This is a genomic window from Curtobacterium sp. PhB191, from assembly GCF_004346515.1.
GTDB lineage: Bacteria > Actinomycetota > Actinomycetes > Actinomycetales > Microbacteriaceae > Curtobacterium.
This window is the reverse complement of record NZ_SMBV01000002.1, coordinates 64,597-85,445: the sequence shown is the minus strand read 5'-3', so window position 1 is coordinate 85,445 and position 20,849 is coordinate 64,597. Positions and strand designations below refer to the sequence as shown.

Genomic DNA, 20,849 nt, shown 5'->3' with positions numbered 1-20,849 from the left:
GCCGCTACCAGTCGTGCACCGTTCCGTCGGCCAGGCGGTTGAACGGCAGGTAGGCCTGTTCGTACGGGTACTTGCCGGCCTCGTCGACGTCGAGGCTGACCCCGAGGCCGGGCTCGTCACCGGGGTGCAGGTAGCCGTCGGTGAAAGTGAAGGTCTGCTGGAACACCTGGTTCGTCTGCGGGCCGTGCTGCATGTACTCCTGGATGCCGAAGTTGTGGATCGCCATCCCGAGGTGCATCTGGGCGGCCAGGCCGACGGGCGAGATGTCGGTCGGCCCGTGGAACCCGGACTTGATCTGGTACATCGCGGCGTAGTCCATCGTCTTCTTGAGCGGGGAGATGCCACCCATGTGCGTGACGGCTCCGCGGACGTAGTCGATGAGCTGGTCGCGGATGATGTCCTTGAAGTCCCAGATCGTGTTGAAGACCTCGCCGATCGCGAGCGGCGTGGTGGTGTGCTGCCGGACGAGCTTGAGTGCCTCTTGGTTCTCGGCGGGGGTGCAGTCCTCGAGCCAGAACAGGTCGTACGGCTCGAGGGACTTGCCGAGCTTCGCGGCCTGCAGCGGGGTCATCCGGTGGTGCCCGTCGTGCAGGAGCGGCAGTTCGGGTCCGAACTCGTTCCGGACGGCCTCGAACACGGTGGGCACGTGGCGCAGGTAGGCGCGGGTGTCCCAGTCCTCCATGGCGGGGAAGGCTCCGCGCTGGGCCGGCTCGAAGTCGTACCGGACGCCCTCGTTGCCCTCGGTGGTCTTGTTCGACGCGATGCCGTAGATGCTCTCGAGGCCGGGGACGCCGGTCTGCACGCGGATCGAGCGGTAGCCCTCCTCCTGGTGCTCGCGGATCGAGTCGAACAGCTCGGGGAGCTCCTTGCCCGAGGCGTGCCCGTACGCCATCAGCCCGGTGCGCGAGGCACCACCGAGCAGCTGGTACAGCGGCATGCCGGCGACCTTGGCCTTGATGTCCCAGAGCGCCATGTCGACGGACGCGATCGCCGCCATCGTGACCGGGCCGCGGCGCCAGTACGACGAGCGGTACAGGAACTGCCAGGCGTCCTCGATGCGGCTGGCGTCGCGGCCGATCAGCAGCGGCACGACATGCTCGGACAGGTACGCGGCGACACCGAGCTCGCGGCCGTTCAGCGTCGCGTCACCGAGGCCCGTGACACCGTCGGCGGTCGTGATCTTCAGCGTGACGAAGTTCCGGTTCGGGCTGGTGACGATGACCTCGGCACGCTCGACGAGCTGGCCGCGGTCGGCCGACGCCCACGTGTCCGGACGCCCGGAGGTGTGCCCGGTCGCCGCGCCGGTGTCGGCGGCGCCCGGCACCGGGGCCGCGGGGTTCGTGGTGGTGTCGGTCATGCGTGGACTCCTTCGTCGGTGCTCGTTCGGGCGGTGCTGGTCGTGGTGCGTGCGGCGGTGCCCGCCGCTCGGATGTCGTCGGCCGCTGCGGTGATCGCGTCGACCACGTCGGTGGTGTCGAGGTCGGGGGCGATGACGCGCAGCACGTCGCGCACGTCCGAGTCTGCCCCGGGGGCTCCGTGGTCGTCCACGAGGTCGGGCTGCGTCGTGACGTGGAGCCACCACGCGGCGATCGCGGTCGCGGCGCCGGGCCCGATGCCGGCGGACGGCTCACGCTCGAGGCGGTGCCGCACGACGTCGACGACCCGGACGGGCAGCTTCTGCGATCCACCGGAGGCGATCTGCCGCAGGGTGTGCCGGATGCGCGGGTTCGCGAACCGGTCCTCCAGGGCAGTGCGGGCGGCGGCGACCTCGTCGGACGGCAGCGGCAGTTCGCGGGCGGCCTCGTCCCACAGCTGCTCGACGGCGGCACGGCACACCGGGTCGTCCATGGCCGCGGCGACGGTCTCGTGCCCGCGCTGGAGCCCGAGGTACGCGAGCAGCGAGTGCGAGCCGTTCAGCAGCCAGAGCTTCCGCTGCTCGTACGGGGTGACGTCGTCGACGATGCGCACGCCGGCGGTCTCCCACGCGGGGCGGTCGATCCCGTCGAAGGCGTCCTCGAGCACCCACTCCGCGAACGGCTCGGTGACGACGGGCACCCGGTCGCCGGCGAGCGCTCCCGGCAGGACGGCGAGGCCCTCGACGTCGGCGTCGGTGGTCGCGGGGGTGATCCGGTCCACCATCGACGACGGGAACGAGACGTTCGCCTCGATCCACGCGCGCAGTCCGGGGTCGGTGGCGGCGCCCAGCACGGCCTCGCGCAGCACCGCGCCGTTGTGCGTCAGGTTGTCGAGGCTGACCAGCGCGATGCGCCCGCCGCCGGCCGTCCGCCGGGCGTCGAGCCCCGCGACCAACCGGGCCGGGACGTCTGAACCGGACCGGTAGCCCTGCTCGGTGACCGTCAGCGTGACGATGGTGGTCTCCGGGGACGCGACCACGTGCCTCCAGGCCGTGTCGTCGCTGCCCGGGTGGGCGGCCACGATCGTGTCGACCACCTCGGCGTCGTCGCCGGACGCAGCACGCGTGACCAGCGTGTACCGGCAGTCCTGCGCGGTGAGGGCGTCCGCCGCCGCGGGCGAGCGGCCGGTGAAGGCGGTGATGCCCCACGGCTCCCCAGTGGTGTGGGCGGTGTACCAGGCGAGGTGGGCGCGCGCGAACGCACCCACCCCCAGGTGGACGATGCCCGGTCGGCGATCGGTCATGCCGACACCGGGACGAGGGACCGCAGGTACGCCAGGTTGTCGGCGGTGCGGGCCTCGAGGGGCAGGTCGGTGGAGAAGTCCTCGATGGTGACCCAGCCGTCGTAACCGACCTGGCGGAGGGCGTCGAGGTACTCGGAGACGGACGCCTGCCCGGTGCGCAGCGGCGCCCACTCGTTCTGCCAGATCGTGCTGCCGTCAGCGCGGGTGTCGCCGGTGTCGACCCAGCGGGCGTTCTTCACGTGGGCGTGCGCGAGGTACGGGCCGAGGAGCTCGAACGCGGCGAGGTGGTCCTCCTGCCCCTCGATGACCAGGTTGCCGAGGTCGTGGATGACGCCGATGTGCTCCGGGTCGAGGCCGTCGACGAGCCGCAGCGCCGCCGAGGCCGAGGGCGTGATCGTCATGTGGTGCAGCTCGACGAGCGCCTTGACGCCGAGCTCGGTCGCCCGGGTCACGACCCACTCGAGGTCGGCGCGGGTGCGGTCGAAGATCTGCCCGTACGTCTCGCCGGTGCGTTCCTTCTCCTGCCGGTACATCGGCATCGAGACGCGGACCTGGCGGGCGCCGAGCTCGCTCGTGACGCGGAGCATCGTCTCGACGCCCTCGTGGTCCGACGCCTGCTGGTACCCGCCGATGCCGGAGTACTCGAGGCCGGCGGCGTCGGTGATCCGCGCGATCTCGCCGACCTGGTCCTGGATGCCGGTGAACTGCCACGTGGAGTTGTTGCCGGCCCAGAACGAGCGACCGGCGGGCACGACGGCGCCGTCCGCGGGGCGGTCGTCGACGATGCGCCACTCGACGCCGTCCCAGCCCTGCTCGGCCAGCGTCGAAGCGGCCTGCGACGGGGTCCAGTCGGGGGTGGAGGCGGTGAACACGGAGAACTTCATCGGGTGGCCCCTTCGGTGGCGGTGTCGGACGCTGCTGCAGCGCCCACCACGGGCACCACGTCGTCGTACTTGCCCTCGATCACGTCGTCGATCCGGACGGGCTGCCCGAGCGTCGCGCTGACGTACAGCCCGCGGACGGTGGCGAGCGACACGAGTGCCGCGTCGACGGTCACGCCGGGCGCACGGCCCTCGCGGATCGCAGCCACGATGTCGGTGTACTGCCGACCGTGCCCTGCCGCGAAGTGGTCGGGCTCGGCAGGGCCGCCGACGACGTGCTCCGGCGGGACGACGTCGCCCTTCTGGTCGACCGCGCCCGCGACCGCCGAGGCGTTCGAGGTGGTCGACGCGGACTCGAGCGTCGCGGCGTCGGGTGCGATGTGGAAGTACGCCAGGCGGTCGTCGTCGACGATCGCCGACCCGTGCGTGCCGTACACGGCGTAGCGGGCGGAGAGGCCCGGGTACGCGGCGGTCGTGCAGTGGATGACGCCGAGCGCGCCGCCGGCGAACCGGACGGTGGCGACGGCGGTGTCCTCGACCTCGATGCGGTCGTGCGCGAGCAGCCCGGTCTGGGCCGAGATCTCAACCGGACGGCCGAGCGCCCAGACGAGCAGGTCGACGGTGTGCACGCCCTGGTTCATCACGGCGCCACCACCGTCGAGCGCCCAGGTGCCACGCCAGTCACCGGAGTCGTAGTAGCCCTGCGACCGGTACCAGGCGACGCTCGCCAGGCCGGAGGTCACGGTGCCGAATCCGCCGTCGTGGGCGGCTGCGGCGACGGCGGCCGAGGCCGGGTCGAAGCGGTGCTGGCTGATGACGCTCGTGACGAGTCCACGGTCGCGTGCCGCTGCGGCGAGCGCGGCGATCTGCCGGGCCCGGGGCATCGTGGTGTCGAGGGGCTTCTCGATGACGACGTGCTTGCCGGCGGCAAGGGCGGTCTCGGCGAGCTGGACGTGCATGCCGGAGGGCGAGCAGATCGCGACGACGTCGATGTCGGTCTGCGCGATCGCCTCCTCGATGGTGGACGTCGTGACGGGGCGGGTGACGCCCATCGCCTCGATCTCGTCGGCGGCGCTCGTGGCGGCGGCGGGGATCGCGTCGACGAGGGCGACGACCTGCAGGTCCGGGTGGTGGACGGCGACCGTGGCGTGGTGGCGTCCGATGACGCCGGCGCCGACGACTGCCAACTTCAGTGGGGTGGTCATCGCAGGGTGACTCCGATCTGGTCGGTGAGGGTGCGGAGGGCACGACCGGCACGACCGAAGGCCGCGGGGCCGGAGAACCCGCCGAGGGCGGTGAAGTCGCTGAGGTGCGGCTCGAGCGAGGCGTAGCCGGAGTACCCGGCGTCGCGCAGCGCGGTGAGGGTCTGCAGCAGTTCGCCGTCACCCTCGCCCGCGGGGACGACCGACGAGTCGGCGGCCAGTGCGTCCTTGACCTGCAGGTAGTCGACGTAGGGCGCGAGCTGCGCCCACCCGTCGGTGAACGGCTTGACGCCGCACTGCACGTAGTTCGCGTTGTCCCAGGCCAGTCGGAGCGCCGGGGACCCGACGCTCTCGACGATGTCGAGCACGCGCGAGGGGACGTCGCCGTAGATGTCCTTCTCGTTCTCGTGGAGCAGGGTCACGCCCTCGCGTGCGGCGAGGTCGGCCAGGGCGCGCATCCGGACGAGGACGTCGTCGCGGACGTCCTCCGGCTGCCGGCCCTCGAAGTAGAACGAGAAGATCCGGATGTTCGTGGTGCCGAGGGCGTGCGCGGCGGCGATCGCGCGACCGAGCCGTCCGACCTCGTGCTCGACGGGCTCGTCGACGGAGACCTTGCCGATCGGCGAGGCGATGGCGGACACGGTCTGTCCGCGCTCCTCGAGCAGGCGGTGGAGTCCGGCGAGCTGGTCCTCGTCGAGGTCGACGACGTTCACGCCCCAGGCGCTGCGGACCTCGATGGCGCTCGCGCCGAGCGCCTGCAGGACCGCGACCTGGACGACGGGGTCTGAGTCGATCTCGTCGCCGAAGCCGGAGAGTTCCCACGTGGGCTGGTCGGTCATGGTGTCCTTTCGTGTCGGACGGGAGGCGCGTGGCGGGGCCGCCACGGGCCTCCAGTCCGGTTCTGGGTTGCGGTGACTGCCGCGCTCACTTGACGGAGCCGGCCGTCAGACCGCCCACCAGGTAGCGCTGGAAGATGAGGTACAGGGCGACGACCGGCACGGCGCAGACGATCGAGGCGGCCATCATCTGGCCGTAGATCGGGACAGCACCGCCCTCTTGCGCGGTGCCGAGCACCTGCAGGACCACGGCCACCGTCCGGGTGTTCGGGGTCGTCATGATCGTGGAGAACAGGACGTCGTTCCAGCCGAGCAGGAAGGCGAAGATCGCCGAGACGACGATGCCGGGCCACGACAGCGGCAGGACGATCTTCGTCAGGATCTTCGTGCTCGAGGCGCCGTCGATGCGGGCGGCCTCCTCGAGTTCCTTGGGCAGACCACGCAGGTAGGTGACCATGACCCAGGTCGAGAACGGCAGGGCGAACGTCAGGTAGGTGACGAACAGACCCCAGCGGGTGCCGATGATCTGCACGCCCGTGGCGCTGGCGATGTTCGAGAACACCACGAACACGGGCAGCAGCAGGAGCGTGCCGGGGATCGACTGCAGCGCGAGGAGCCCACGCAGGATGGTCAGGCGGCCGAGGAACCGGAACCGGACCAGCACGTACGCGGTGGACACGGCGAGCGCCGCACTCGCGATGGCGACCGCGCCGGCGGTGAGCATCGAGTTGACCAGCCCCTCGCCGAGGGCGACCGTGGACCAGATCTCGACGTAGTTCGACAGCGTGAACTCGGACGGGAAGTACTCGCCGCGGGCGACCGCGACGTCCGAGTTCACCGAGCCGAACAGGATGTACAGGACCGGGACGGCGATGAACGCGATGATGATCGCGATCACCACGATGAGCAGCCAGCGGGGCAGGAGCCGGGTGACGTCGGTGTCGTAGGGGCGCTTGTGGCGTCGACCGGGTGCGGTGATGCTCTCGGTCAAGGTCGACGTCGGGCGGGTCCGGGTGGTGCCGGCGAAGGATGTGCTCTGGGCGCTCATGCTCGTGCTCCGTCGATGTCGGCGGCGGTCGGGGCGGCGGCGAGCGTGGCGCGGTCGGCGCGGCGCTGCTTCCGGTTGGGGCCCGCATCGTCACCGGTGTCGAGCTTGACGGCTCGCAGGTAGACGAACAGCGGGATGGCGACGATCACGAGGGAGCAGATCGCCATGGCCGCGGACAGACCGAAGCGGAACGACTGGAAGCTCGCGATGTACGTCAGGACGGGCATGACCTCGACGCTCGACGGCAGCGGGATGCCGAACAGCACGAACGGCAGGGTGAAGTTGTTGATGTTGTGCAGGATCGCGATGATCACCGCCAGGCTGAGCGGGCCGCGCAGGTACGGGAAGATGATGTAGCGCAGCTTCGCCCACCAGGTCACCCCGTCGAGCTCGGCGGCCTCGTGCACCTCGTTGTCCACGGCCTGCAGCCCGGCGAGCGACAGCAGGTAGACGAACGGCCAGCTCGTCCAGATCATCACGCCGGCCAGCGCCCAGTACGACGCGGAGCCGTTCAGCCAGAGCACGTCGGTGTGCAGGATCGAGTTCACGACGCCCTGCGGCTGCAGCATCGTGCGGAAGAACGTGCCGACGACGAACGCGGGCAGCACGTACGGGATCAGGTAGATCGACCGGACGAGGCCGCGCCCCGGGAACCGGTTCTGCGTCGAGATCGCGGCCGCGACGCCGATCGGCACGGTGACCGCGGTGACCAGGACGGACAGCGACACCGAGATCCAGATCGAGTGGAGCAGGGGCGAGTTCGTGAAGGCCTCGGTGAAGTTCGCGAAGCCGATGAAGGGGGCGCTGAACCACTGCCGCAGCGTGTACTGGTCCAGGTCGAGCATCGCGATGTAGAAGCCCACCAGGAGCGGCACCACGATGACGGCGAGCATGAGGACCCCGCCGGGGATGAGCATCCAGAGCGGACGCTCCTTCTTGTACAGCGGCGTCGTGCCGTGCGGGCGGACCGTCTGCTCCGTGCGCTGCGGCGGTCTGGTCTGGGTGCTGGTCATCACAGACCTCCGTTCTTCTGACGGTCGAGGGTGGACTGGGCGTCCTTCTGGGCGTCCTGCAGACGCTTGCGGAGCTGGTCGTCGGTGACCTCGCCGCTCTTGAGCGACGGGATCGACTGCACGACCACGTCGACCAGGGCGAGCTGGATGTCGGACCAGGCGCCGGTGAAGGCGGTGGGCTTCGACAGGCGGCCCGCGTCGATGATCGGCTTGAGCTGCGGGTTGTCGGCCGCCAGGTCAGCGGCGGCGGACGCGTTGGTCGGCAGGTTGCCGAACAGGTCGTAGTACTCGAGCTGCGCCTTCGGTGCGCTGAGCTGCTTGACGAAGTCGAAGGACAGCTGCTGCTTCGTGCCGTAGTCGGCCACCACCCAGTTGTCACCGGACAGGATGCTCGCGGCCTCGATGCCGTCGGCCGGGCGCTCGCTGGCCCCCGGCGGGACGGTGGGGAGCAGGGCGAACTCGTACTTGCCGTCGACCTTGGTGTCCTTGAACGAGTTGATCGCGGTGGTGGTCGTCATCGGGAAGAACGCGGCCTTGCCCTCGGTGAACTGGGCCAGGGCCTGCGCGTTGTTCCAGCCGATCGCGGCCTTGTCGACGACGCCGTCCTTCGTGACCCAGTCGAAGTAGGTCCGGTACGCGTTCTCGACGGCGTCGCTGTCGATCTCGGCCTTCGAGCCGTCGACGATGGTGTTGCCGGCGTTCTGCGCCATGCCCCACACGAACTTCCACGGGTCGAAGCCGTCGGCGTAGGCGATCGCCAGGCCGTGCCGTCCGTCACCGGTGGTGGCCTTCGCGTCCTCGGTCAGCTCGTCCCACGTGGTCGGCATGTCGGTGATGCCGGCCTTCGCGAGCAGGTCCTTGTTGACGGCCATCACGAACGGACGGCTGGCGAACGGGATCCCGATCTGCTTCGAGTCGCTCGGACCCGAGATGCCGAACGAGGCCGGGTCGAACTGGTCCTTGCCGCCGATGGCCTGCCACTCCTTCGATCCCATCTCGACGAAGGCACCGGTGGCGTAGGCGGTCGGGGTGAACGTGGTGCCGATGGCGTAGACGTCGGGGCCCTGGCCGGAGATGACGCTGGTCTGGATCGCGGTCAACTCCTCCTGCGCGGACGAGTAGGTCTCCCACTGGATGTCCGCACCGGTGGTGCGCTTGAACTCGGCAGCGGTGTCCTGCTGCCACTGCTTGCGCTCCTTGGGGTACGTGGTGTCCGCGCCCATCATCACGCGGAGGGTGTTCGGGTCGTCGCCGCTGCCGTTCACGACGGCGCAGCCCTGCAGGGAGAGAGCGGCGAGGGCGATCACCGCGACGGCACCGACGAGGGTGCGGGGCTTCAGCCGTGTTCTGTTCATCCGGGGGCTTCCTCCTCGAGACCTCCTCCGGGCGGCGCTGCCCGGTGGCACCACTGTTCCGCCGTTGGCAACATCCGGCAACCGGTTGCCACTTGTTGCCAGACGCGAATACGTTCGGCCTCGTGAGCGACACAGACATCGACGTCTCCGGCGCCGGCAGCGGCTTCGGTACGCGATCCGACGCGAGCGCCGACACGAGCGCCGGGGCCGGCTTCAGCGCTGCCCGACGCGTGACCATCCGGGACATCGCCGACGCGACCGGCGTGGCCCCGTCGACCGTGTCCCGCGCGCTCTCGCTGCCCGACCGCGTGAACCACACCACGCAGGAGCGCATCCAACGCGCGGCCCGCGAACTCGGCTACGTCGCCAACTCGCAGGCACGCGCTCTGACGTCCGGCCGCACCCGGGCCGTCGCCGTGCTCGTCTCCGACATCACGAACCCGTTCTACTTCGACGTCATCCGCGGCACGCAGCACCAGCTCGCCGGCGCCGGGTGGACGCAGTTGCTCGTCGACACCGAGGAGTCCGCCGACGCCGAGCTCGCCACCCTGAGCTCGATCGGCGCGAAGGCCGACGGTGTCGTCCTCACCGCCTCACGGCTGTCCGACGCGCAGATCGCCCGGTTCGCCGAGCGGATCCCCCTCGTCGTCGTCAACCGTCGCCCCGCCGGGGTGCCCTCGGTGCTCATCGACACCCCCGGCGGCGTCGAGCAGGCCGTGCAGCACCTCGTCTCCCTGGGCCACCGCGACGTGCTCTACGTCGCCGGTCCGGACAGCTCGTGGTCGAACGAACGCCGGTGGAAGGCGCTCGTGCGCGTCGCGAAGCGCCTCGGCGTCCGCGTCGCCCGCATCGGGCCGCACGCGCCGTTCGTCGACTCCGGAGCCGCAGCCGCCGACGCCGCCGTGCACGCGGGCGCCACCGCCTGCATCGCCTTCAACGACCTGATCGCGATCGGCATGCTCGCGCGGCTGCGGGAACGGGGCGTCCGCGTCCCCGAGGACATGAGCATCGTCGGCTGCGACGACATCTTCGGTGCCGACTTCTGCAACCCGCCGCTCACCACCATGACCTCGCCGATCGAACGCGCCGGCCGGGTCGCGATCCGGATGCTGCTCGGCCGGCTCGGTGCGATCCCCGCCGACGAGCTGCCCGGTGAGCACATGACCGGCGCCGTCGCACTGCCCACCCACCTGACCGTCCGGGAGTCGACGGGTCCCGCGCCCGCCTGACACCGGCGCACGCCCGCTGCACCCGCCGGCCCCGCCGCGCCTCGCCGTCCGTACCGTTCTCGAAGGAGTCGATGATGACCCAGACCAGCACCGCCACCCGTCTCGCCCCGCACCCCGACCGGCTGCTGCCCGCCGACCCCGGCGCGCGTCAGGTGGCACGGACCGTCTACGACGCCGTCAAGGACGCACCGATCATCTCCCCGCACGGCCACGTCGACGCGGCGCTCATCGCCGCCGACCAGCCGTTCAGCGACCCCGCGTCGCTGCTCATCACGCCCGACCACTACGTGCTCCGCCTGCTGCACGCGAACGGGGTGGACCTGGCCGCGCTGGGACGCGCCGACCTGTCGGGGACCAGCCCCGTGCCTCCCGGTCGCGCCATCTGGCGGAACCTGGCGGACCACTGGGACGACTTCCTCGGCACCCCCGTCCGCTACTGGTTCGAGACCGAGCTGCACGACGTCTTCGGACTGACGGAGCAGCCGTCGGCGGCGAACGCCGACGCCCAGTACGACCACATCGCCGGCCTGCTGGCGTCGCCGGCCTTCCGCCCGCGCGCCCTGTTCGACACCTTCGGCATCGAGGTCCTCGCCACCACCGACGGCCCTGCCGACGACCTCGCCGCGCACGCGCAGCTCGCCGCGGACCCCACGTTCACCGGCCGGGTGGTCCCCACGTTCCGCGCGGACGCCGTGTTCGACCCGTCGCGGCCGGACTGGAGGCCCGTGGTCGCGTCCGTCGGAGAAGCCGCCGGCATCGACACGGGTACCCACGCAGGGCTGTTGGCAGCACTCCGCGCACGTCGCCAGTACTTCATCGAGCACGGCGCGACCGCCACGGACACCGGGGTGCTCGACGCCGGATCGTCGCCGTTGTCCGCCACGTCGCGCGAGCGTATCCACGCCGAGGCGCTCCGCGACCCGTCGTCCGTCTCCGAGGCGGACGCCACCGCGTACCGGCGCGACATGCTCTACCGCTGGGCCGAGATGAGCGTCGAGGACGGCCTCGTCATGCAGCTGCACCCAGGCGTCATCCGCAACCACCACGCGCCGACGCTCGAACGCTTCGGCCCGGACACCGGCCACGACCTGCCCGCCGTCGGCTCCTTCACCACGCCGCTGCGGCCGCTCCTGGAGTCCTTCGGCACCGCGCCGGGCTTCCACCTCGTGCTGTTCACCGTCGACGAGACCGTCTTCTCGCGCGAGATCGGCCCGCTCGCCGGCTTCTACCCCGCCGTGTACGCCGGAGCACCGTGGTGGTTCATCGACACCCCGGCGGCGATCGGCCGCTACCGCTCCGCGATCACCGACTCGGCGTCGTTCACGAAGACCTCCGGGTTCATCGACGACACCCGGGCGTACTGCTCCATCCCCGCGCGGCACGACATGGCGCGGCGTGCGGACGCGGCGTACCTGGCGTCGCTCGTCGTCACGCACGAGATCTCGGAAGAGGACGCCGTCCGCACCGCACGGCGGATCGTGTCCGACATCCCGCGGGCGACGTTCAAGCTGTAGCGGTGCGGGCCGGGGCCGGGGCTGTGACGCTGCGGACGCGTTCCAGCGCGGAACGGATCTCGGCTTCGGCCGTCTCGGCGTCGGGCGCCCACCGGCACTCGAGCGAGACGGCGCCCCGGTACCCGCCGTCGTGCACGGCGGCGAGGAACTCGCGCCAGACGTCGTCGACCGTGCCGGGGGGCCGACGGTCCGGGTCACTCAGGTGGACGTGCCCGATCCGGTCGCCGTGGCGCCGCAGGACCTCGAACGACTCGCCCTCGTTCCGGATGTGGAACAGGTCGGCGACGACGCCGACACCGTCGAGGGCTGCACCGTCGAGGAACGACACCGTCGCATCGACTGTGTGCAGGACGTTCGTCTCCGCGCGGCTCAGGGGTTCCACCACGATGCGCAGGTCGTTCGCGGCGGCCACATCGCGTGCGGTCCGGACCACCTCGCCGAACCGGCGCAGGGCGTCGTCGCCCGCCATGCCGTCGGGAGCGTTCCGAGCGGTCCCCGACCCGAAGACGATCGTCGCGCCCGGTTCCGCGACCGACCGCACGATCGGCAGGACCGACTCGAAGTAGGACCGGACCGTCCCGGGCTCCGTGGTCAGCAGCGGGAGGTCGCCGGGCACCAGGATGGCGAAGGACGGGAACCGCTGGCCGGCGTAGACCTCGTTCCGCCGCCACCCCGTTCCGTCTTGGACCGCGAGGTTGCCGGCGATCGTCGGCTCCACGTGGTCGGCGCCCGCGCGGCGGACCACCTCGGTCAGTTCTGCCCCGGCCACGACGCCGAGTCCGCTGGACGACATGCGGTCCATGCAACTCGTCCGAGGTCCCGACGGCGACTGTTGCCGTCCGTTGCCACCGGCGCCGGTACGGTCGGACGATGGACCTCGACGTCACCGCTGCGTACGGCGACCGTGCGGGCGAGTACGCGGAGGTCCTCGGATCGATGTCGGCCGTCCACGACGAGGACCGGACTCAGGTCGAGGCCTGGGCGTCGGGATCCGGGGCTCGCATCCTCGACGCAGGGTGCGGGCCGGGGCACTGGGCCGCACACCTGGCGGATCGTGGGCACGCGGTGATCGGCATCGACGCGGTCGCACCCTTCGTCGAGCACGCACGACGCGCGCACGACGGCGTCGACTTCCGCCTGGGCGCGATCGAGTCCACCGGTCTCGACGACGGCAGCGTCGACGGGGTGCTCGCCTGGTACTCCGTGATCCACCACGATCCGTCCTGCGTCGGCGAGGTCTTCGCCGAGTTCCGCAGGGTGCTCCGGCCGGGCGGCGGCCTGCTGGTCGGGTTCTTCGAAGGGCCCTGGATCGAGTCCTTCGACCACGCGGTCGTCACGGCGTACCGGTGGCCGACGAGCGCGCTGGCGGAGGTCCTCGACGACCACGGGTTCGACGTGGTGGACGTCCGGGCCCGGGTCGATCAGGGACAGCGGCCGCACGCTGCCATCCGCGCGAAGCGGCGGTGAGGTGCCTCAGCCGGCGGTGCCATCCGCTGAAGCCGTCGTTCAGGCTTCAGCAACCAGCGATTGCAGCACCGCGGAGATGTCCGCAACCGCGTCCAACTCCCCCTCGGCGATGGCGATGATCAGTTCGTACGCCTCGTCGTTCGTCGCGCGCAACCGAAGCCCGTTGACCCCGAGGAACACCACCAGCAGCATCAACCCCAGGCGCTTGTTGCCGTCGACGAGTGCATGGTTCCGAACCGCGGAGTGCACGAGCGCTGCCGCCTTCTCGAGCAACGACGGATAGGCGTCGCGTCCACCGACCGAGGTCGCTGGTCGGGCCACCGCGGCCTCGAGGAGTCCAGCATCTCGGATGACGAAGTCCGGCCCCAACGTCCGCCGAGCGATGTGCAGCGCTTCGTCGATCGTCAGGTGGATCATCGTCCGAGTCGCTCGAGCGCCTCGGCGAAGTTCGGCAACTCGCGGTCGAGGACCCCGTCGATGAGGTCACGTCGGCTGTGGTGCTCGATGTACTCGCGGATCGCTTCCCGCGCGATGTCCTGCATCGATCGGGCTTCGAGGTCGGCCCGGGTTCGGAGCGCAGCCGCCTCGGCATCGTCCAGTCGAAGGGTCATGGCCATGCGCAGGACGGTATCACAGTTGATACCACGGTCATCGATCAGCAGCACCGACCGGCGTCCCTTCGCTCGAGGCGTCGACGTCGATCTCGATGGTGGGGTCGACGCGTGGCGGCTTGATGCGACCTGTCACTGGATTGTTCACTGTCATGATCCGAGTGTTGCGCGGTCGCTTCTCCGCCGGGGGAAGGCCTGGGAGAGGTTGTGGACGATCCCTTGCGAGGACTTCACTGTGGAGAAGTGAGGCTCAGCCGGAAGTGACCGACAGCGCCGCGAGGATCGTCGTCACCGTGTCGTCGACCGGCCCGTCGATGGAGACGTCGACGGCGGCCTCGTCGGCCTGCGGCCGTTCGAGCGTCGCGAACTGGGAGTCGAGCAGCGACGACGGCATGTACTCGTGGTGCCGGTGCGCCTGCCGCTCGGCGATGAGGTCGTGCGAGCCGTCCAGGAACGCGATGACGAGGCCCGGCGCCGACTGCCGGAGCCGATCGCGGTAGACGCGCTTGAGGGCGGAGTTGGCCATCACGCAGCGGCTCCCGGACGTCTCGACGGCGGCGATCCGCGCGGCGCAGGCGTCGAGCCACGGCCAGCGGTCGTCGTCGGTGAGGGGGATGCCCTGCCGCATCTTCTCCTTGTTCGCGGCCGGGTGCAGGTCGTCGGCGTCGACGAACACGGTCGGTTGGCCCTGCTCGGCGAGCGCGTCGGCGAGCGCCTGCCCGATGGTGGACTTGCCGGAACCGGAGACGCCCATGACGAGGACGGGTGGGAGGACAGCGGTGTCGGTCATCCCTCCACAGTATTGACGGGGTGAACAGTGGTCCCCAGTTGCCGTAACACCCGTGCGGTCCCAGGGCGCCGACCGTAGGTTGGTCTCACGTCCGGACAAAGGAGACGACGTGGCAGACAGCACTGGTCAGGCGAACATCGGGGTCATCGGCCTCGCCGTCATGGGGTCGAACCTCGCACGCAACCTCGCGTCGCGTGAAGGCAACACGGTCGCGGTGTACAACCGCACCTACGCCCGCACCGAAGAACTCATCAAGGAGCACGGCGACGCCGGCTTCATCGCGTCCGAGGACATCGACGGCTTCGTCGCCTCGCTCTCGAAGCCGCGCACGGCGATCATCATGGTGCAGGCCGGCAAGGGCACCGACGCCGTGATCTCGCAGCTCGCCGAGAAGTTCGAGGAAGGCGACATCATCGTCGACGGCGGCAACGCCAACTTCCACGACACGATCCGGCGTGAGCACGACCTGCGCGAGAAGGGTCTCAACTTCGTGGGCACGGGCATCTCCGGTGGTGAAGAGGGCGCGCTCAAGGGGCCGTCGATCATGCCCGGCGGCTCGAAGGAAGCCTGGGAGACCCTGGGCCCCATCCTCAAGTCGATCGCGGCGGTCGCCGAGGGCGAGCCCTGCGTGACCCACATCGGCACCGACGGCGCCGGCCACTTCGTCAAGATGGTGCACAACGGCATCGAGTACGCCGACATGCAGCTCATCGCCGAGTCCTACGACCTGCTCCGCCGCGTCGGCGGGCTCTCCGTCGAGGACCTGGTCAAGGTGTTCCAGGAGTGGAACGGCGGCGACCTCGAGTCCTACCTGATCGAGATCACGGTCGAGGTCCTGAAGCAGCGCGACGCCGACTCCGGCAAGCCCCTCGTCGACGTCATCCGCGACGAAGCGGGTTCCAAGGGCACCGGCGTGTGGACCGTGCAGAACGCGGTCGGACTCGGCATCCCGGTCTCCGGCATCGGCGAAGCGGTGTTCGCCCGCGCGGTGTCGTCGAAGCCGTCGCAGCGGGCTTCGGTGCAGCAGGCGTTCCCGGACCGGCCCGACATCGCCGAGGTCCCCGACGGCTTCGAGGACGACGTCCGCGCGGCGCTCTACGCCTCGAAGGTCGTCGCCTACGCGCAGGGCTTCGACCTGATCATCGCCGGGGCCAAGGAGTACGGCTGGGACATCAACCTCGGCAACGTGGCGAAGATCTGGCGGGGTGGCTGCATCATCCGTGCCCAGTTCCTCAACCGCATCGTCGAGGCGTACGACAAGAACCCCTCGCTCGAGAGCCTGCTGGTCGACCCGTACTTCGCGAACGCCGTGCAGGAGGGCGAAGCCGCCTGGCGCCGCATCGTCGGGATCGCCGCCGCGTCGGGGATCCCCGCGCCGGGCTTCTCGTCGGCGCTGTCCTACTTCGACTCGCTCGCCTCCGAGCGGCTGCCCGCCTCGCTCATCCAGGGGCAGCGCGACTTCTTCGGCGCGCACACCTACCAGCGCATCGACAAGGACGGCACCTTCCACACGCTGTGGTCCGACGACGACCGCCGCGAGGTCGACCAGGAACCGTCCACCCACTAGACCGCGGCACGACCGCACCCTCGAAGGGCCCTGCCGATCGGCGGGGCCCTTCCCACGTCCGACAGCAGTGCGCTCGGTCACGACGATGTGCTCGGTTCAGGCGACGATGCGCTCGCGCGCGAGGTCGGCGACGAGCCGGTCCAGCCGCTGTCCGCGGCCGAGCAGCCGACGAGAGCCGGGAGCCGTCCGCACGAAGAAGGTCGCGACCGCCGGGGTGTCGTCCGGCCGGACGTAGTGGATCGCGACCGCGCACGCCCGACGGGCATCGGCGCGGTCACCGTCGCCGTGGACGTCCTCGATCCCGACGTGCACCACCCGGCTCCACCGGACCACGAGCAACCGTGTGGCCTTGCGGTCGTCGAGTTCCCACAGGGAGGCCTCGGTCGCCCCGAACGCCCACGTCACACGGGCACCGAGGCTCACCTCCGGCCGGACCTCGGCGATCGCGTCGCGCAGTTCGGTCGTCGGAGCCGCCGGCACGAGCCAGACCGTGGGGTCGATGCGGCGGATGGCGAGCGCGAGGGCCTCGTCAGCGTGCCGGCGACGTACCGCAGCGGCACGGAAGACCGCGACCACGATGACCGTGACGCCCAGCGCGATCGCACCGAACTCGACGATCCCGAACCAGGACAGGTCCACGTCGGGCGCCGTCGCGACGACGATGATCCGCGCGGTGAGGAGCGCTGCCCAGATGCCCACGATCACCCACCGCAACGTGGACAGGCGCTGCGCCGCCGACATCGGCGTGCGGTCGGAGCGGCGGGCGCGGCCGGGGCGCGGAACTGGATCTGGACGCCTCGGCACACCCCGATCCTCGCACGGCCCGATCGGCAGGTGCTGGCCGGGGTCGGTGAACGCCCGGGGAACCGCACGCACAGCGGACGAGCGGCCGGGCGACCTACGCTCGGGCGGTGACCACCGAACGCACCACGGACGTCCCGACGCCGGACGACCCATCGACGGACGAACGCCCCGCCGGAGCCCCGCTCCGCCGGCCCGCGGTCCTCGCTGCGGCCGTCGGTCTCGTGGCCGCCGCCGCCTTCCTCGGGATCGCCGAGTTCGGGGCGCTGCTCCTCGGTGGTGCCGGCAGTCCGTTGGTGGCCGTCGGGTCCGCCGTGATCGACCTCGCACCGGCGGGGGCAAAGAACCTGATGGTCGCCCTGTTCGGCACCGGCGACAAGGTCGCACTCTTCGCGCTCATGACCGTCATCGTCGCGGCGATCAGCGCCGGGGCCGGGGTCCTCGAGCGCGCTCGGCCGCCCTTCGGGGCGCTCGTCTTCGCCGTCGGCGGCGTGCTCGCGCTCATCGCGGTGAGCACCCGTTCCGGCAGCGGCACGTTCGACGGCGCTCCCACCGTGTTCGGCGTGGCGGCCGCCGTGATCACCCTGCGGCTGCTGCTCCGCCGGCTCCGGCGCTGGGAGGCCGCAGCGGCCGTCCCGTCGGCGTCACCGCGACCGGCCTCGACCGAGCGCCGCGCGTTCCTGGTCTGGGGTGTCACGACCGCAGCGGTCGCGGTCGTGGTGGGCACGGCCTCCCGGGTGGGGTCGTCCGCGATGCAGGCGGTCGCCGCTGCCCGACGAGCCGTGCGCCTGCCCGCGGCGGCGACGCCCGCACCGGCCGTGCCGGGCGGCGCCTCGCTCGACGTCGACGGGATCACGCCGTACGTCACACCGAACGCCGACTTCTACCGGATCGACACCGCGCTGCGCGTCCCCTCCATCGATCCGGGTGACTGGAGCCTGCGCATCCACGGCGCCGTCGAGAACGAGATCACGCTGACGTGGGACGAGCTGCTGGCCCTGCCGCTGGAAGAGCACATGGCCACCCTGAGCTGCGTGTCCAACGAGGTCGGCGGCGACCTGATCGGCAACGCGCTCTGGCTCGGGTACCCGATCCGGGAGCTGCTGGCCCGCGCGAAGCCGACCGGGGACGCCGACATGGTGCTGTCCCGCAGCATCGACGGGTTCACCGCCGGGACGCCGTTGGACGTCCTGCAGGACGAGGGCACCGACGCGCTCCTCGCCATCGGCATGAACGGCGAACCGCTGCCGACCGAGCACGGATTCCCGGCGCGGATGGTCGTGCCCGGGCTGTTCGGGTACGTGTCGGCGACGAAGTGGGTGACCGAGATGGAGGTCACGCGCTTCGCCGATGCGCAGGGCTACTGGACGCCGCGAGGATGGTCGGAACGCGGGCCTGTGAAGCTCGAGTCGCGCATCGACACCCCACGGAACGGGACGACCGTGACCGTCGGCGAGCAGGTCGCCATCGCCGGGGTCGCCTGGCAGCCGCACACCGGGGTGAAGGCCGTGCAGGTCCGAGTCGGCTCGGGTGCGTGGCAGCAGGCAGAACTCGCGGACTCGGTGTCGGCGGACACCTGGCGCCAGTGGGTGCTGCGCTGGACGCCGACCGCGGGGTCGCACCGGATCGAGGTCCGCGCGGTGAGCGCCGACGGCGAGGTGCAGACGAGCGTCGAGCGGCCACCCGCGCCGAACGGGGCCTCGGGCTGGGCGTCGGTGACGGTCGACGCGAAGTAGCGCGGGCCGGCGCGGTTCGGGGGCGTCGGGTGGGGCCGTGCGGCGCGCCGTCCGCTGGTCGTCGAGGTTCCGAGATCTCGGCATGTCGAGCGTTCGAAGGGCCGTCTGTGCGACCTCGGCGGAAGTGAGCGGCGTGTCGCGACCGGCCGGCGAACCAGGCGCCGGCCGAACCCGCGCGGGTCGAGCCCGTGCGGGTCGAACTCGTGCGGGTCGAGCCCGTGCGGGTCGAACTCGTGCGGGTCGAACTCGTCGGGTCAGACGGGGAGCGTCGCGACGACGCAGGTGCCGTCGACATCGTCGTCCTGCTCGACCACGGCCGTGAACCCGGCGGACACGAACGCCGCGACCGACGCATCTGCCTGCGCCACCGACACCTCGATCACGACCGAACCACCGGGGCGCAGCCACTCCCCCGCTCCTGCGGCGATCCGCCGGTGCAGGTCGAGGCCGTCCGCGCCACCGTCGAGGGCCACGCGGTGCTCGTGCTCACGCGCTTCGACCGGCATCATCGCGATCGACGCCGTCGGGACGTACGGGGCGTTCACCGCGATGACGTCGACGGCGCCGCGGAACCGGTCCGGCAGCGGCGCGAACAGGTCGCCGGCGACGACGATCCCGCGGTCGCCGATGTTCTCGGCCGCGACGTCGACGGCATCCGGGTCGATGTCCGTCGCCACGAGGTCGAGCGCGCCGACCCGGCCGAACAACGCCACCGAGATCGCACCGGCGCCACAGCACAGGTCGACCACGCGGTCGTAGCGCTGCAACCGACGGGCAGCCTGCTCGACGACGACGGTCGTCCGGGCACGGGGGACGAACACCCCAGTGGTCACCCGGATGCGGTGTCCGTCGAAGGCGGCCCAGCCGAGGACGTACTCGAGCGGCTCACCGGCGAGGCGACGCTGGACCAGGGAACGCAGCCGGACTGGTTCACCGTCGCCTGCTTCGAGGAGCAGGTCGGCTTCGTCCTCGGCGAAGACGCTCCCCGCGGCCCGGAGCCGGGCCGCGAGGGCGTCACGCGCGGGATGGGTCACCAACGGTCCGCAGACACGTCACGTCGACGAGACGGTGAGGCGCCGCCGGCTGTGCCCATGGTTCGACGGCTCCGCTACGCTGCGCCGTCGAACATCGACGTGACGGACCCGTCGTCGAAGACCTCGTGGATGGCGCGGGCCAGGAGCGGGGCGATCGGCAGGATCTCGAGACGGTCCCAGCGCTTCTCGACGGGCACCGGCAGGGTGTCGGTGACGACGACACGGTCGATGAACTCGCTCTGCAGCAGCTCGGTGGCGGGGTCGGAGAACACGGCGTGGGTCGCGGCGACGACGACGCCGATCGCGCCGGCCGCCTTCAACGCCTCAGCTGCCTTGGCGATCGTGCGCCCGGTGTCGATCAGGTCGTCGACGAGCAGGCACCAGCGGCCGGAGACGTCGCCGACGATCTCGTGGACCGTGACCTGGTTCGGGACCAGCGGATCGCGACGCTTGTGGATGATGGCGAGGGGTGCACCGAGCTTCTCGGACCAGATGTCGGCGACGCGGACGCGCCCCATGTCGGGAGACACGACCGTCAGCATCGACGGGTCGAGGATCTCGCGGAAGTGCTCGAGCAGCACCGGCATGGCGAAGAGGTGGTCGACCGGGCCGTCGAAGAAGCCCTGGATCTGGGCGGCGTGCAGGTCGACGCTCATGATGCGGTGCGCGCCCGCGGCCTTGAACAGGTCGGCGACCAGGCGGGCCGAGATCGGCTCGCGGCCGCGGCCCTTCTTGTCCTGACGGGCGTACGGGTAGAACGGCGCGACGACGGTGATGCGCTTGGCCGAGGCCCGCTTCAGCGCGTCGACGATGATGAGCTGCTCCATGAGCCACTCGTTGATCGGCGCCGTGTGCGACTGGATGACGAACGCGTCGCACCCGCGGACCGACTCGTCGAACCGGACGTACAGCTCACCGTTCGCGAAGGTCCGGGCATCGGTGGGGACCAGGTCGACACCGAGTTCCTCTGCGATCTCGGCGGAGAGCGCCGGGTGTGCTCGCCCCGAGACGAGGACGAGTCGTTTCTGGCCGGTTGTCTTGATTCCGGACAAGTGCGGTGCTCACTCCCTGACCCGTGTGGGGTCGATGTCGACGACCGGTGGTCGC

At 70.9% G+C, this 20,849-nt stretch carries 20 protein-coding genes; 5 read left to right on the top strand and 15 right to left on the bottom strand.

What is annotated here, in order from left to right:
- Nucleotides 1–4 precede the first annotated feature (4 nt).
- From manD to EDF48_RS03570, 8 genes are all read right to left on the bottom strand, one after another.
- Nucleotides 5–1,357, bottom strand: coding sequence for a D-mannonate dehydratase ManD (gene manD / locus EDF48_RS03605; protein WP_131878214.1), 1,353 nt, complete (start codon nucleotides 1,355–1,357; stop codon nucleotides 5–7).
- On the bottom strand, nucleotides 1,354–2,658 hold the full coding sequence (locus tag EDF48_RS03600) for a mannitol dehydrogenase family protein (protein ID WP_131878212.1): 1,305 nt from the start codon (nucleotides 2,656–2,658) through the stop codon (nucleotides 1,354–1,356). The genes manD and EDF48_RS03600 overlap by 4 nt, the downstream gene beginning before the upstream one ends.
- A complete protein-coding gene (locus EDF48_RS03595; protein WP_131878210.1) occupies nucleotides 2,655–3,542 on the bottom strand; it encodes a sugar phosphate isomerase/epimerase in 888 nt (295 codons plus the stop codon). Before EDF48_RS03595 ends, EDF48_RS03600 begins: the two co-directional genes overlap by 4 nt.
- On the bottom strand, nucleotides 3,539–4,744 hold the full coding sequence (locus EDF48_RS03590) for a Gfo/Idh/MocA family oxidoreductase (protein ID WP_131878208.1): 1,206 nt from the start codon (nucleotides 4,742–4,744) through the stop codon (nucleotides 3,539–3,541). Before EDF48_RS03590 ends, EDF48_RS03595 begins: the two co-directional genes overlap by 4 nt.
- Entirely contained in the window at nucleotides 4,741–5,580 is an 840-nt protein-coding gene (locus EDF48_RS03585; RefSeq protein ID WP_131878206.1) for a sugar phosphate isomerase/epimerase family protein, read from the bottom strand. The genes EDF48_RS03590 and EDF48_RS03585 overlap by 4 nt, the downstream gene beginning before the upstream one ends.
- An 85-nt stretch (nucleotides 5,581–5,665) precedes the next feature.
- On the bottom strand, nucleotides 5,666–6,625 hold the full coding sequence (locus EDF48_RS03580) for a carbohydrate ABC transporter permease (RefSeq protein WP_165901164.1): 960 nt from the start codon (nucleotides 6,623–6,625) through the stop codon (nucleotides 5,666–5,668).
- Nucleotides 6,622–7,638 (bottom strand): sugar ABC transporter permease, encoded by a 1,017-nt coding sequence (locus tag EDF48_RS03575; protein ID WP_131878204.1) that lies wholly within the window; start codon nucleotides 7,636–7,638, stop codon nucleotides 6,622–6,624. Before EDF48_RS03575 ends, EDF48_RS03580 begins: the two co-directional genes overlap by 4 nt.
- The gene (locus EDF48_RS03570; protein ID WP_131878202.1) at nucleotides 7,638–8,993 is read right to left on the bottom strand and encodes an extracellular solute-binding protein; all 1,356 of its coding nucleotides are present in this window, start codon (nucleotides 8,991–8,993) and stop codon (nucleotides 7,638–7,640) included. The genes EDF48_RS03575 and EDF48_RS03570 overlap by 1 nt, the downstream gene beginning before the upstream one ends.
- Nucleotides 8,994–9,223: 230 nt before the next feature.
- Between EDF48_RS03570 and EDF48_RS03565 the strand changes: the two genes are divergently transcribed.
- Both EDF48_RS03565 and uxaC read left to right on the top strand, forming a co-directional pair.
- The gene (locus EDF48_RS03565) at nucleotides 9,224–10,222 is read left to right on the top strand and encodes a LacI family DNA-binding transcriptional regulator (protein WP_111084911.1); all 999 of its coding nucleotides are present in this window, start codon (nucleotides 9,224–9,226) and stop codon (nucleotides 10,220–10,222) included.
- A gap of 74 nt (nucleotides 10,223–10,296) precedes the next feature.
- Nucleotides 10,297–11,736 (top strand): glucuronate isomerase, encoded by a 1,440-nt coding sequence (gene uxaC / locus EDF48_RS03560; protein WP_131878200.1) that lies wholly within the window; start codon nucleotides 10,297–10,299, stop codon nucleotides 11,734–11,736.
- On the opposite strand, the gene EDF48_RS03555 is transcribed toward uxaC, so the two are convergent.
- Complete coding sequence (locus EDF48_RS03555; RefSeq protein ID WP_165932309.1) at nucleotides 11,726–12,529, bottom strand: sugar phosphate isomerase/epimerase family protein; 804 nt, start codon at nucleotides 12,527–12,529, stop codon at nucleotides 11,726–11,728. The genes uxaC and EDF48_RS03555 overlap by 11 nt on opposite strands.
- A gap of 77 nt (nucleotides 12,530–12,606) precedes the next feature.
- Between EDF48_RS03555 and EDF48_RS03550 the strand changes: the two genes are divergently transcribed.
- A complete protein-coding gene (locus EDF48_RS03550) occupies nucleotides 12,607–13,203 on the top strand; it encodes a class I SAM-dependent methyltransferase (RefSeq protein WP_131878196.1) in 597 nt (198 codons plus the stop codon).
- 39 nt (nucleotides 13,204–13,242) lie between these two features.
- Here the strand turns inward: EDF48_RS03550 and EDF48_RS03545 are convergent, their stop codons facing one another.
- From EDF48_RS03545 to EDF48_RS03535, 3 genes are all read right to left on the bottom strand, one after another.
- Entirely contained in the window at nucleotides 13,243–13,620 is a 378-nt protein-coding gene (locus EDF48_RS03545) for a type II toxin-antitoxin system death-on-curing family toxin (protein WP_123340626.1), read from the bottom strand.
- Nucleotides 13,617–13,820 (bottom strand): ribbon-helix-helix protein, CopG family, encoded by a 204-nt coding sequence (locus EDF48_RS03540; RefSeq protein ID WP_185002705.1) that lies wholly within the window; start codon nucleotides 13,818–13,820, stop codon nucleotides 13,617–13,619. Before EDF48_RS03540 ends, EDF48_RS03545 begins: the two co-directional genes overlap by 4 nt.
- Nucleotides 13,821–14,064: 244 nt before the next feature.
- A complete protein-coding gene (locus EDF48_RS03535) occupies nucleotides 14,065–14,604 on the bottom strand; it encodes a gluconokinase (RefSeq protein WP_131878194.1) in 540 nt (179 codons plus the stop codon).
- A 109-nt stretch (nucleotides 14,605–14,713) separates the two neighbouring features.
- Here EDF48_RS03535 and gndA point away from each other — a divergent pair, with 109 nt between their 5' ends.
- Nucleotides 14,714–16,171, top strand: coding sequence for an NADP-dependent phosphogluconate dehydrogenase (gndA, locus tag EDF48_RS03530; RefSeq protein ID WP_131878192.1), 1,458 nt, complete (start codon nucleotides 14,714–14,716; stop codon nucleotides 16,169–16,171).
- Between the two features lie 96 nt (nucleotides 16,172–16,267).
- Here the strand turns inward: gndA and EDF48_RS03525 are convergent, their stop codons facing one another.
- Nucleotides 16,268–16,975, bottom strand: coding sequence for a hypothetical protein (locus EDF48_RS03525; RefSeq protein ID WP_131878190.1), 708 nt, complete (start codon nucleotides 16,973–16,975; stop codon nucleotides 16,268–16,270).
- 107 nt (nucleotides 16,976–17,082) lie between these two features.
- On the opposite strand from EDF48_RS03525, the gene EDF48_RS03520 reads away from it, so the two are divergent.
- A complete protein-coding gene (locus tag EDF48_RS03520; RefSeq protein WP_131878188.1) occupies nucleotides 17,083–18,708 on the top strand; it encodes a molybdopterin-dependent oxidoreductase in 1,626 nt (541 codons plus the stop codon).
- A gap of 254 nt (nucleotides 18,709–18,962) precedes the next feature.
- Here the strand turns inward: EDF48_RS03520 and EDF48_RS03510 are convergent, their stop codons facing one another.
- Nucleotides 18,963–19,742, bottom strand: a complete 780-nt coding sequence (locus EDF48_RS03510) for a putative protein N(5)-glutamine methyltransferase (protein WP_243698024.1) — start codon at nucleotides 19,740–19,742, stop codon at nucleotides 18,963–18,965.
- A 74-nt stretch (nucleotides 19,743–19,816) separates the two neighbouring features.
- Entirely contained in the window at nucleotides 19,817–20,794 is a 978-nt protein-coding gene (locus EDF48_RS03505) for a ribose-phosphate diphosphokinase (RefSeq protein ID WP_123294708.1), read from the bottom strand.
- Nucleotides 20,795–20,849: the final 55 nt, after the last annotated feature.

What these genes read in the sequence shown, in the direction of transcription:
- EDF48_RS03595 (WP_131878210.1), bottom strand. Translation starts at nt 3,542, where the DNA reads ATGAAGTTCTCCGTGTTCACCGCCTCCACCCCCGACTGGACCCCGTCG.
- EDF48_RS03535 (WP_131878194.1), bottom strand. Translation starts at nt 14,604, where the DNA reads ATGACCGACACCGCTGTCCTCCCACCCGTCCTCGTCATGGGCGTCTCC.
- EDF48_RS03545 (WP_123340626.1), bottom strand. Translation starts at nt 13,620, where the DNA reads ATGATCCACCTGACGATCGACGAAGCGCTGCACATCGCTCGGCGGACG.
- EDF48_RS03555 (WP_165932309.1), bottom strand. Translation starts at nt 12,529, where the DNA reads ATGTCGTCCAGCGGACTCGGCGTCGTGGCCGGGGCAGAACTGACCGAG.
- manD (WP_131878214.1), bottom strand. Translation starts at nt 1,357, where the DNA reads ATGACCGACACCACCACGAACCCCGCGGCCCCGGTGCCGGGCGCCGCC.
- uxaC (WP_131878200.1), top strand. Translation starts at nt 10,297, where the DNA reads ATGACCCAGACCAGCACCGCCACCCGTCTCGCCCCGCACCCCGACCGG.
- EDF48_RS03590 (WP_131878208.1), bottom strand. Translation starts at nt 4,744, where the DNA reads ATGACCACCCCACTGAAGTTGGCAGTCGTCGGCGCCGGCGTCATCGGA.
- EDF48_RS03575 (WP_131878204.1), bottom strand. Translation starts at nt 7,638, where the DNA reads ATGACCAGCACCCAGACCAGACCGCCGCAGCGCACGGAGCAGACGGTC.
- EDF48_RS03540 (WP_185002705.1), bottom strand. Translation starts at nt 13,820, where the DNA reads ATGGCCATGACCCTTCGACTGGACGATGCCGAGGCGGCTGCGCTCCGA.
- EDF48_RS03550 (WP_131878196.1), top strand. Translation starts at nt 12,607, where the DNA reads ATGGACCTCGACGTCACCGCTGCGTACGGCGACCGTGCGGGCGAGTAC.
- EDF48_RS03580 (WP_165901164.1), bottom strand. Translation starts at nt 6,625, where the DNA reads ATGAGCGCCCAGAGCACATCCTTCGCCGGCACCACCCGGACCCGCCCG.
- EDF48_RS03570 (WP_131878202.1), bottom strand. Translation starts at nt 8,993, where the DNA reads ATGAACAGAACACGGCTGAAGCCCCGCACCCTCGTCGGTGCCGTCGCG.
- EDF48_RS03585 (WP_131878206.1), bottom strand. Translation starts at nt 5,580, where the DNA reads ATGACCGACCAGCCCACGTGGGAACTCTCCGGCTTCGGCGACGAGATC.
- EDF48_RS03600 (WP_131878212.1), bottom strand. Translation starts at nt 2,658, where the DNA reads ATGACCGATCGCCGACCGGGCATCGTCCACCTGGGGGTGGGTGCGTTC.